11 protein-coding genes and 1 pseudogene are annotated in these 11,121 nt (G+C 57.3%); 1 reads left to right on the forward strand and 11 read right to left on the reverse strand.

The genetic code is table 11. From position 1 onward, the window contains the following. The 9 genes and pseudogenes from BM174_RS19820 to BM174_RS19860 form a co-directional block, all read right to left on the reverse strand. Positions 1–290 (reverse strand): annotated as a pseudogene (locus tag BM174_RS19820) (transposase); the annotation flags it as partial. Positions 291–373: 83 nt separating this feature from the next. Next, positions 374–556: a hypothetical protein gene (locus BM174_RS19825; protein WP_093925551.1), complete on the reverse strand. Its 183-nt coding sequence runs from the start codon at positions 554–556 to the stop codon at positions 374–376. 119 nt (positions 557–675) lie between these two features. Beyond that, the gene (locus BM174_RS19830; protein WP_245766463.1) at positions 676–1,341 is read right to left on the reverse strand and encodes a universal stress protein; all 666 of its coding nucleotides are present in this window, start codon (positions 1,339–1,341) and stop codon (positions 676–678) included. Between the two features lie 238 nt (positions 1,342–1,579). Then, positions 1,580–1,726: a DUF2061 domain-containing protein gene (locus BM174_RS21800; protein ID WP_143092507.1), complete on the reverse strand. Its 147-nt coding sequence runs from the start codon at positions 1,724–1,726 to the stop codon at positions 1,580–1,582. Positions 1,727–1,891: 165 nt separating this feature from the next. Next, positions 1,892–2,524 carry a tyrosine-type recombinase/integrase gene (locus tag BM174_RS19835; RefSeq protein ID WP_093925553.1) on the reverse strand — a complete coding sequence of 211 codons (633 nt, stop codon included), beginning with the start codon at positions 2,522–2,524 and terminating at the stop codon, positions 1,892–1,894. A gap of 167 nt (positions 2,525–2,691) precedes the next feature. Beyond that, the gene (locus tag BM174_RS19845; RefSeq protein ID WP_093925555.1) at positions 2,692–5,025 is read right to left on the reverse strand and encodes a heavy metal translocating P-type ATPase; all 2,334 of its coding nucleotides are present in this window, start codon (positions 5,023–5,025) and stop codon (positions 2,692–2,694) included. Between the two features lie 60 nt (positions 5,026–5,085). Beyond that, on the reverse strand, positions 5,086–6,399 hold the full coding sequence (locus BM174_RS19850; protein ID WP_093925556.1) for an APC family permease: 1,314 nt from the start codon (positions 6,397–6,399) through the stop codon (positions 5,086–5,088). Further along, positions 6,399–7,070: a TVP38/TMEM64 family protein gene (locus BM174_RS19855; RefSeq protein ID WP_093925557.1), complete on the reverse strand. Its 672-nt coding sequence runs from the start codon at positions 7,068–7,070 to the stop codon at positions 6,399–6,401. Before BM174_RS19855 ends, BM174_RS19850 begins: the two co-directional genes overlap by 1 nt. Before the next feature lies 1 nt (position 7,071). Continuing rightward, entirely contained in the window at positions 7,072–7,458 is a 387-nt protein-coding gene (locus BM174_RS19860; RefSeq protein ID WP_093925558.1) for a DUF302 domain-containing protein, read from the reverse strand. A 251-nt stretch (positions 7,459–7,709) separates the two neighbouring features. Between BM174_RS19860 and BM174_RS21280 the strand changes: the two genes are divergently transcribed. Continuing rightward, positions 7,710–8,081, forward strand: coding sequence for an SHOCT domain-containing protein (locus BM174_RS21280; protein ID WP_218152958.1), 372 nt, complete (start codon positions 7,710–7,712; stop codon positions 8,079–8,081). Positions 8,082–8,645: 564 nt separating this feature from the next. Here the strand turns inward: BM174_RS21280 and BM174_RS19870 are convergent. Together BM174_RS19870 and BM174_RS19875 are read right to left on the reverse strand one after the other, a co-directional pair. After that, positions 8,646–9,308, reverse strand: a complete 663-nt coding sequence (locus BM174_RS19870; protein WP_093925559.1) for a glutathione S-transferase — start codon at positions 9,306–9,308, stop codon at positions 8,646–8,648. Between the two features lie 199 nt (positions 9,309–9,507). Next, complete coding sequence (locus BM174_RS19875; protein ID WP_093925560.1) at positions 9,508–10,059, reverse strand: 2OG-Fe(II) oxygenase; 552 nt, start codon at positions 10,057–10,059, stop codon at positions 9,508–9,510. Positions 10,060–11,121: the final 1,062 nt, after the last annotated feature.

Here is an 11,121-nt window from a genome sequence, read left to right on the forward strand (position 1 = left end):
CATCTCTCGTCGATGAGACGGCCTCAAGACTTTTTTCCGAGGGCTTCCTTGAGCAACTCATTCTGCATGCTCATCTCCGCATACATCTTCTTGAGGCGGCGGTTCTGCTCGGCCATGTCCTTCATCTCTACGATGAGCGACGCGTCCATACCGCCAAATTTGGCCCGCCATTTGTAAAAGCTGGCACTGCTCATCCCATGCTCCCGGCAAAGCTCAGAGACCGGCACACCGCCCTCCGCCTGCTTCAACACAGCCATGATCTGCGCATCGCTAAATCGTCCGTTCTTCATCGTAAATCTCCTCAGATATCTTGCCGAGAAAATTCTACTTTTGAACACCACTAATTTTAGGGGGGATTACCCCAGCTTTTGAGTTACGAGTCCGGTGTGTCAGCATCACTGTCAAACCGCGCTTTGCGAAGTCGTGCTGTTTTTTGATGACGGATTTCTGCCTCGTCTTCGTTGATGCGTCTCACAATGCGCGTTGTCTTATCCAGCGGCGTTTCTTTCGGGGACGTGCCGGATGTAAAGATGGTCGTTTTAGCCAAATTGGCCATGAGTAGTCTCCTTAAAATTCGTGCGTGCAATGGTGTGACGTGGCGCAACAAGCCACGCACCGTTCTGGCCGCAAAGCTTTGCGGCAAAGAGCTTTTGACTGAAGATGTGAGAAGAACTGTTATGATGGTTCGGGTACGACCAGAACCGGACAGAGTGCCGATCTCGTAACCCTGCGGGCGACCGAAGTGTCGAGAAACGCTTTAAGCCAAGATCGGTTTGGGGAACCAACGACAATGAGATCAGCGTTGAACTCATCGGCAAACGCGACGATGACCTCCTCGATCTGGCCTATACGCACCTCGATTTTGGTTTCGACACTTGAACCGCAGGCGGTCTTTAGCTCTTCGAGCTGATCGCGGCGATCTTCGATGATTTGCGCATCGTCAGTCGCGACAAGGGGAACGGCGGTGACCATTGGTCCTGCTGCCGCCAGTCCTGCCCCCTCGAAGGCTGTTGGGACAACATTGAGCAAGCAGACCTTGCCGCCCACGCTCTCGGCCATGTCAAAGGCGACGCCAGCCACTTCGCAGTTTAGATACTGATCGACTGTCGTGAGAACCATGATGCGTTGGAAGCGTGCTGTTTGGACGTCTGTGGTCTCTACGCCTTCAACATCTTTGACATTTTCGAGATGAATGAGGGCGGACTGTAGATCCTCCGCGTTGTAGGATGGAGTTGATCCGGCCATGCCCTCGGATGTTGCCTCCAGCTTTTGATCCGCATCGGCAGCCATCGACTTTAATATTTTCACCTTGTCAGCGTGGCCGAGCTTGACGTCGCTCAAGACATGATCCGGTGTTTCAAAGTGGCCCGAGGGGTTTGATACTCTTGCTTGTGCATAATTGGTCATGGTGCTCCTTCTTCACTGCGATTGACAAGCTATCGGCAGTAACTGTCTGAATGATGTGGGTTGCGACCACCCTGTTCGGATCGGTCTATTTGGACCCTGCGGGCAGCTTGGACATCATGTTCCAGCAATCGCTTCAAATCCGGCAACATGCCAGTCTTCTTGGTCCGTACCGTTAACTATACAGGGAACAAAGGAAAAAATCAATGTCAGTGGACGGCAGCACTGGTTTTCCGCTCGTTACCAACTGTGAATGCAGCCACACCCGCTCATGAAAAAAGTACAGGATCAGCTTGGTAGTGACATCATTTATCGAAAGCAGCCGCCCATATCATCGGCGGCAATGTCGGTTTTGTCCGCAGACCGACGTTTGAGCGGTGAGTATGCTGCGCGATGCACGAAGGGCTGGTTCGACGGGCCGCAGCGCAGCATGTCTACCAAAGGTGAAAGGCGGCAATGGGCCGTCCTTGTCGAACGGCCCTAACTCTTAAATTTCGGTGGCTTCCGAAATTGCCAATGCGTCTTCCAGTTCAACGCCCAGATAACGAACTGTGCTGTCCATCTTCGTATGTCCCAACAGAAGTTGAACGGCACGGAGGTTGCCTGTCTTCTTATAGATCTGGGTAACCTTCGTGCGGCGCATCGAATGGGTGCCATAGGCGGTCACTTCCAAACCGATGGATGAAACCCAATCCCGAACGATGCGAGCATATTGGCGTGTTGAGATGTAAAGCCGCTCGTGGAAACGCCCGGGCCAAAGATATTCGGACCCGACCATCAACGGATCTTCCATCCACTTCGCCACTGAGGCGCGTGTGCCTTCGGAAATTTCGAACCGCACAGGTTTTTGGGTTTTGCTTTGCAGCACGGATGCCCGTTCTCTAATCTGTCCAGACGCCATGACATCGACGACTTTCATCCGTACGAGGTCACAGCCGCGCAGCTTGGTGTCGATCGCCATATTGAACAGGGCCAGATCGCGATGGTTCTCGGCCAGTTCCAGCCGGACACGGATCGCCCAGACATGTTTGGGCTTCAGTGGTCGTTTTTGACCAACGATGCGCCCCTTATTCCACGCGGGGCGAAGTGTGCGAATGGCCGGTAAGTTTGGTGTTTGCATCACAGTTCCTCCGATCCGCCATGCCCTCCCACATCGACAACCCGACGTTGACACTGCACTATATCATGAAAATCTGCGGCGCATCGGAGATCAGCACCGAGCCCGAAGTGCAAAAATTCTGCAACGCGGCGAATGCCGCTTTCGAATTCTTGAACAGCCGTTTTCCTCTATAATTCAATTCGCCGAAGGCGCAGCGCGTTGCTGATAACCGAGACGGACGATAGGCTCATCGCGGCCGCCGCAATCATTGGTGAGAGTAAAAGGCCCGTGACGGGGTAGAGCAATCCCGCCGCAATGGGCACGCCAAGCGTGTTGTAGGCGAAGGCAAAGAACAGGTTCTGCTTGATGTTGCGCAGGGTGGCGCGAGCAAGTTTGCGTGCGCGAACGATGCCCATGAGGTCGCCGCCCAGAAGGGTAATGCCTGCACTTTCCATCGCAACGTCTGCACCCGTGCCCATCGCGATACCGACGTCGGCGGCGGCCAGTGCGGGCGCGTCGTTCACGCCGTCGCCCGCCATCGCGATCTTGTGGCCTTCACGCCGCAGCGTGTCGATCAGCGTCTTTTTGTCTTCCGGCATGACACCCGCGCGCACCTCGTCGATGCCGAGCTTGCTCGCGACTGCTTGCGCCGTGCGTTCGTTGTCGCCTGTCGCCATGATCACCCGCAACCCTTGGGCATGCAGTTCCTTGATTGCCTGCGCGGTGCTGTCCTTGATTGGGTCGGCGACGGCTACGATGCCCGCAAGTGCCCCATCGACCGCGATGAACATCGCCGTCTTGCCCTCCATGCGCAAGGTGTCGGCGCTAACTTCGGCGTCGGTCGTATCCAAGCGCATTTCCTGCATCATCGCGGCATTGCCGAGGGCTACAGCGCGTCCGCCAATCTTTCCGCGCACACCCTTGCCGGTGACGGCCTCGAAGTCGGTGGCCTCTTGCCGCGCTGCGCCGACCGCTTCGGCCCCTTCTACGATCGCTTCAGCCAGCGGATGTTCGGACCCGCGTTCCAGTGCCGCGGCCAAAGACAGCAGGTCGGCCTCGGAAATATTCCCCAACACCAGCGTGTCGGTCAGCTTCGGCTTGCCCATCGTCAGCGTGCCGGTCTTATCGACGATCAGCGTGTCAACGCCTGCCATGCGCTCCAGCGCCTCTGCATCCTTGATTAATACGCCCGCTTGCGCGCCGCGTCCGGCAGCAGTGGTAATAGAGATTGGAGTGGCAAGTCCAAGCGCGCAGGGGCAAGCGATAATCAGCACCGAGACGGCTGAAGCGATCGCAAAAACCAGTGCGGGTTCGGGTCCAAAGATCATCCACGCAACGAAAGCTAAGATCGCGATACCTACGACCGTCGGCACGAAAATAGCCGAGACCCGATCCGCCAGTCCCTGAATTGCGGCACGTGATCGTCGGGCGTTCGATACCATGGTCACAATCTGCGCCAGCACGGTATCAGCGCCGACCTTTCCTGCTTCGATCACGAGGCTGCCGTTCTTGTTGATTGTGGCACCGGTCACCGCGTCCCCGGGGCCTTTCTCGACTGGCATCGACTCGCCTGTGAGCATGCTTTCGTCCAGCGACGACCGGCCTTCGATCACTGTCCCGTCCACCGGAACCGCGTCCCCGGGGCGCACGCGCAACCTGTCGCCTTCCATAATATTTTCCAGCGGCGCGTCGTATTCATTTCCATCCGGCAGGATACGCCGCGCGGTTTTGGGCGCGAGGTCAAGAAGCGCACGGATCGCGTCTCCCGTGCGTTCGCGCGCGCGCAGTTCCAGCACCTGACCGACAAATACCAATGCTATGATCACCACCGCCGCTTCGAAATATGTGCCGACGCCATGGCCCATGCGATATTGTTCCGGAAAGAGGCCCGGCAGGAACGTTGCAAAGATCGAATAGAGATAGGCCGCCCCAACGCCAAGACTGATGAGTGTCCACATGTTGGGCGAGCGGTTCACGACCGAATCCCAGCCCCGTTTGAAGAACGGCAATGCTGCCCAGAGCACGATGGGCGTGGCCAGCACAAACTCAAGGTAGCTGGCCATCTGATGCCCGATCCAATCGCGCACTGGCAATCCGACCAGCCCGCCCATGGTCAAGACGATCAGGGGCACTGCTGCACCAGCCGAGATCCACATACGGCGCGTAAAGTCGGTTAGTTCCTCACTGGGTTCATCCGAAGGAACCATCGGTTCCAGCGCCATACCGCAAATTGGGCAGGCACCGGGCGCGTCGCGGATAATTTCTGGATGCATCGGGCAGGTATACTGGACGTCCGCAGGGGCTACCTTTGGGCGCTCGGCGCTTCGGCCCGTTGCATAGAACCACGGGTCATCCTTGAATTTCGTCTGGCATTTCTCGGAGCAGAAATGGAAAGTCTCGCCTCCGAACGCCGCGTGGCGCCCATCGGCCTTGACCGCGACCGTCATCCCGCAGACCGGGTCCTTTGCCGTCTCAGCTCCTGCCGGAATGCCGGGCGCGGCGTGATGATGATCGTGGTCCATGTTGCGGGAACCTTTCTGGTTCTGTAGTAGTTTCACGCTTCCAGTGACTGGAAACTCAAGTCATTTTCGATGGTGGTCGGGAGCGCCTTCCCTGACAGGATTGCGCGCGAGGAACACCCGCATAAACAGGAACACCAGCGCCATGCCGACGAGGCCGATCACGACGATCAGCGAGTCGGACTGCCATTTCATAGTCGCGAAGGCGGCCAGTACCACGGCATCGAGCATGATGGCTGTCAGCAGCACCCAGCCACGTGCGCCGATCTCCTCGCGGAGATGCCGGAACACGCCCAAATGGATGATGATGTCCATCACCAGGTAGAAGATCGCCCCAAGCGAAGCGATGCGGCTGAGGTCGAAGAAGACCGTCAAGAAGCCCGCGATCACGACGGTGTAGACGAGCGTGTGGTCCTTAATTGTGCCCGGCATTCCAAAATGACTGTGGGGGATCATATTCATATCTGTCAGCATCGCCAGCATGCGCGACACCGCGAACACGCTGGCGATCAGACCCGACGCCGTCGCGACCAGCGCCAGCGCCACCGTCAGGTAGAAGCCGGTCTGTCCGAGGGCGGGCTGGGCGGCTTCTGCCAGCGCGTAGTCCTTCGCCGCCACGATGCGATCGAGCGGCAGGCTGGAGCCGACCGCGAAGGCGACAAGCAGATAGACGACCACGCAGATTGCAATGGACAGAATGATCGCCCGGCCGACATTGCGGTGCGGGTCGGTAACCTCTGCGCCGCTGTTCGTGATCGTCGTGAAGCCCTTGAAGGCCAGGATCGACAGCGCGACCGATGCAACGAAGCCGGTGGCGCCCGCATCTCCACCGGAGGCCTCGAACGACAGACCGCTGGCCCAAAGCGCGGAAACGCCGAATAGCGCGATGCCGCCCACCTTCAGCACCGCCATGACGATGGAAACCAACCCGACCGAGCGGGTGCCTGAGGCGTTCACGAGATAGGCGAAGACGATCAGCCCGACGCCGAGAACCGGAACGAGAATGTTGTCGGCATCGCCGCCGAAGGCCCGGAGGGTATAGGTGCCGAAGGTGCGGGCGACGAGACTTTCGTTGATGACCATCGACAGCGCCATAAGAAGCGATGCGCCTGCCGCCACTGTCGTCGGCCCATAGGCCTTCTTCAGGATCATCGCGATGCCGCCCGCAGACGGATAGGCGTTCGACATCTTGATATAGGAGTAGGCACTGAACGCGGTCACGATGGCACCGACGACGAACGAGAACGGAAAGAGCGGTCCGGCGAGTTCCGCGATCTGCCCGGTCAGCGCGAAGATGCCCGCGCCGATCATGACACCGGTGCCCATGGCCACTGCGCCGGGCAATGTGATGCTGTTTTTCTTGTAGGCGTCCGCCATCAGAATTCCTTTGGGGTTTTGCGTCGGGTGGCTATCCAGAGCAGTGGCAATCCGGTGACCAGACCGAGGCCAGGCACCGCCCATGTCGCCCGCCCGAGGTCCCCGCTGACCGCCTCCCCACCGAAATGGGCGAGCAGGAAGCTCGCCGGAATGTTGCCAGCCAGTGTCGCAAGCGCGAAGCGCCAGGCTTGCAGTCGGCTTAGACCCGCCGCGTAACTGATCATGTCGAAGGACACGAAAGGCATAAGGCGGCTCGCAAAGACCGTAATCGTCAAAGCGGTTTGCGAGCCGAGCAGACCGGCATCGACCCGATCACCCAACATCCGCCGCAAGACATCTTGCCCCAGAATACGCGCGAGTCCGAACGCGATCAGCGCTCCGAGTTCGGCGCCGATTACGACCTGCACCGTCCCCCAGAGATGTCCGTAGGCAGCGCCAGCGGCCAGTGTGATCGGCGCGCTCGGGATCGGGCTCGCCACGACCGCGACCGTCATCAGCGTGACGATCACGACAGGACCCCAAATACCTGCGCCCGCTACCAGCATATCGAGACGCTCGGCGTCCAATAGCCCGCGTGCCATTGTAAACACTGAAGGTGCGAACTGCCACACGGCGAGCAGAGCGACCCCGAGGATCGCCAGCCCTGCGAGGAGGGCGGCGCGCAGGCCCACCTCAGATCGCCTCGACGGCCTTCGTTAGAAGGTCGCGGACCTCGCCCGCGACGGCCGTCAGGTCAGCATTTTCGATAGCCTGCATCGACGCCACCGGGTCGACGGCGCTAACTTCAACACCGCCCTCGACCTCGCGCAGGATGACGTTGCAAGGTAGCATCGCGCCGACCCGCGGTTCTATCCCGATGGCAGAGTAGGCCATTTTCGGGTTGCAGGCACCAAGTATGCGATAGGACGGCATCTCGACATCAAGCTTCTTTTTCATCGTCGTCTTTACGTCGATTTCGGTCAGTATACCAAAACCATGGTCCGCAAGGGCGCTTCGGGTTCGGGCGTCGATCTCGTCGAATGAGCTGTCATTGAACATGCGATTAATTGTGTAACTCACGAACGTGCACTCCTTTATTGGCATGGCATGGCATGGCAGACGCGGAACCGGGAAGTCGGCACCATATAAGCACCTGGTTGGTCGTTTTAGATGTTTTTTGAAATGCATATTGCGTATCGGTATCCTGCAATTTTCTACAGCATTTTGTTAGCGCTGTATTGATCCAGATCACAACCCGAGCCCCATTATTCGCTTATAGCTTGATGCTCAGCAGGTCGTCCGAGTTGCTGTTAATCGAACGGAGCTATGAAATGAAACTCAAGAACAGGGTATATGTCCCGGGTATAGTGGCAGCATTCAGCGTGGCAGCCACGTCGGCTATGGCACAAGTCGGAGAAATCCCGAGCCGAAACGGCTTTTATGAACATGGCCATGACATGATGTGGGGCGGCAACCAGTGGGGAGGGTTTGGAATGATTGTCGGGCCTATCTTTATGATTTTGATCGTGGTCGGGATCGTTGCGGGGATCATATACCTCCTGGGGCTTTCCGGCGCGACCGGACCCGGTTCGAAAAGTCATGCGGCGCACGACCGAGCCCTGTCGGTTCTTAAGGAACGATATGCCACAGGTGAGATCGATTCGACCGAGTTTGCCGAGCGCAAGAAGCTGCTGACTGACTGATCCACGGCGCGCCCGGTTTTGTCGCGATAGGCAAAACCGCGGCTCGGCATGAAATTTGAAAGCCGGGCCTGAGCCGCCGGTTGGGTCATTGCGCAACAACTCACACTTCGCTGCCCAAAAGGGTCTATTTTGACCACCAAATGTCGAGAATGTCGGAGGAAGAACAGAATGTAAGACTTGTTTGCATGCCGCTGGACGTGACAACCAATCCGTCGTTCAGCCATTCACCGGTGGAGGAGCCCTTGGCAGAACTATAACGAGCCTCCATCCGAAGAGCAGCCATTGGCGCAAGCGCAGCGAACCCTACTTTGTCCCGCTGACCTACGTTTCGGCAGACAAAATGCTACGTGATGCATGAATGTCTCCTTCGACGGGCCGCACCGAAGCATGCAAGATTACTGTTGGACGTCGGCTTTGGGTCGAGTCCTTCCTTGATCAGAAAGGGCTGAGGACCGGCTTTCGCTGCGTTTCCAGTTGAGGTCGGCTGCGGACACTTTCGGGCTCTGCCCCGAAGGCCATGCCATCCGCACCCGCCGTTGCCGGGCCGCATCGGCATTGCCAGAGCTATTCGGAGGCGTGGCCAAAAAGATTGGGGCGCATGCCGTCCTTCCAAACATTGAATTTCACCATGGTCTTCTGAAAATCGGCGCTCTGAAGGAAACCGTCCAACCAAAGGATCACATTGGGCCAATGCTGCGCGTCGAACCAGGCACGGTCAATATGGGCGAACTGCCTCACAAACGGAAAGATCGCGATGTCGGCGAGTGTGGGCCTGTCGCCCGTCAAGAAAGGATACTTCGCCAACTGTGTCTCAAGAGACTGAATGAAGTTGGATGCTTGCGCCCGTTCGGATTGGGCATCCAGATCAGGATAGCGGTCTGAGTATTTCGTGTGGTCAAGCGCGGCTTTGAAGGGCCCATCGTTCTGGGCAATCAGGGCTTCGCCGATACTCGGCATGTTCAATAGCCCAAGCGGATCGCTCTTCCCAAGCGCCCATAGCATGATGTCGAGACTCTCATCCAAGTTTAGACCACCCGCTTGCAAATTAGGCACCGTGGCCGAGGGCGAGGCCCGAAGAAAGGCCTGCGGCTTATTTTTCAATTTGATCTCGCGCAGTTCTACCTCCAGTCCCGCGCTCAACACAGCCATCCGCGCCCGCATTGCATAAGGGCAGCGTCGAAAGGTCCACAGGATCGGTCGCGGTATGGTCAAAATATCTTGGGTCATTTGTCCACTCTATGGTGAATAACGTTCGCCCGCAAAAAAGAAGATCCTGGTTAGGCTCAAAACGTAAAGAGAATGACAGCTTCCGCCGCGGTGCCGACCTCAGCCCTTTTTCAATTTTTGAAACCGCGGCGAATGACGGCTCGTGCAGGCTGCACCGCAGCGGCCATCCCCTTGCGTCAAAGGCAGCTACGGGCCGAGATTACCGGAATGCTGGACCATGCGCCCAAACAGTCATCGAGTAACGTGTACCACTTTTGACTGGCGATACCTGATGAAGCGTGAAACTGGGAAAAATACTGACACACCCCTGAGTGCGATTGGCAGTGAGAATTTGAGCGCCAGGCATTATCTCCAGATTGCCGCCGTCGTAGGTATCGGAGCCACTTAATTGCAGAACGAGGGTGAGCTTTCGCTTTCGAGAGACTGGTCCTCCGCCAATATCGGAGTGCCACGCAAAGTGTCCGCTTTCTGACGACTTGTAGATCGCCACCTGAGGGCTTTCGGAAAATTCGCGTAGATCGAATCCAAACTGATCTCTGTTTGCTAACCGAACAAGCTCGATGAGGCGTTCCATCACCCACTCCATGCCAGCCAAGTTATCTGTCCAGACCAACTCTGCTTTGCGAAGATTGTGATTTTTATTGCGGCCGACGAGGAGTGCTTCATCGGTGGGCGAATTGGAAATAGTCGCAATAACGCGCTCACATTCGCTTTTACTAAATGCATCCGGTATCGCATGTATTGAGAGCATTCCGTGCACCTTTTCGAATTGCAAAAGAGACTTCGTCGGAGCGCGCGCAGGGTTGCCCTCTGCCTGTCAACTGTAAGGAGCTCTATCAAAACTCGTAACATGGTTCGATCCCCAATGTGCGAAAGATATGGGCAAGGAAAACTGTGGAGGCCGCGCACTGCACCAATGGCAGCTTTTCGGACGCGAACGGCAGTGATGTTCCGCTTGGTGACTGACCGCTGTGGGCCGCTACTGCACCCGACACTGAGAGCGGGAAGCTGAGCCCGAACGGGTCGTGTTAGCAAAGCAGACTGCGAAGAAACCGTCTACTTCAGCGAAGCCGGTAGCTTGGAAGACAAGCCTTCTGGCGAAACCAAAGGTTTCGACTGCGCAAATCAAGGCGCATGAAAAGCAACTAAGGCCGCGGAAAATGCCGGAAGGATAATGCACGGCTCGGAAGACTTCCGGCCAAGGATGCAACCTCGACCCTTGGTCTGATATCTCGGTATTCAAATTGACAGCGCGATACAATTCTGATTGGTCTTGCGCCAAAAAGTTATCCTTGAGCGATGGTCGCGATGAATGTCTGTTCATTGGTTGGCGCATCAGTCCATATCGGACGGGCCGTGGTCACTCCATTGGCGGGAGAGCAATCCGGTTAAGCGATAGGGCTGTGACCGTTCAATACTGTTAGCAAGCGCCAGTAAGTTTGGGGGAGTGGCAAGCGGCGACACAGGGCAGGGGGATCGGAAGGAACAAGCAAGTGTCCCTTGCAGCCCTCCGCAGGGGGCCAGCGGCGGCTGCCAGGGGTCCAGGGGAGTGGCGAACGACAACCGGTGCGCTCTGCACAGGAGGCTCTCGGCAGAGGCTGACGGCAGGACGAATAAAGCATCTAAGATGCGCGGGAAAAATGGGTGGCTCTGCCGGGCTTTGATGATGTAACCGCCCTCCGGCGGCATCGATGTGCCAAGGTGGGTCTGCAATGATCCACAAAAAGGAGAGCGGTCATGTCGGATATTATCACGGTCGGACTCGATTTGGCGAAGAATGTATTCCAAGTGCATGGAGCTGACGGCGCAGGCC

Origin of the sequence: Sulfitobacter brevis (assembly GCF_900112755.1) — a bacterium.
Lineage (GTDB): Bacteria > Pseudomonadota > Alphaproteobacteria > Rhodobacterales > Rhodobacteraceae > Sulfitobacter > Sulfitobacter brevis.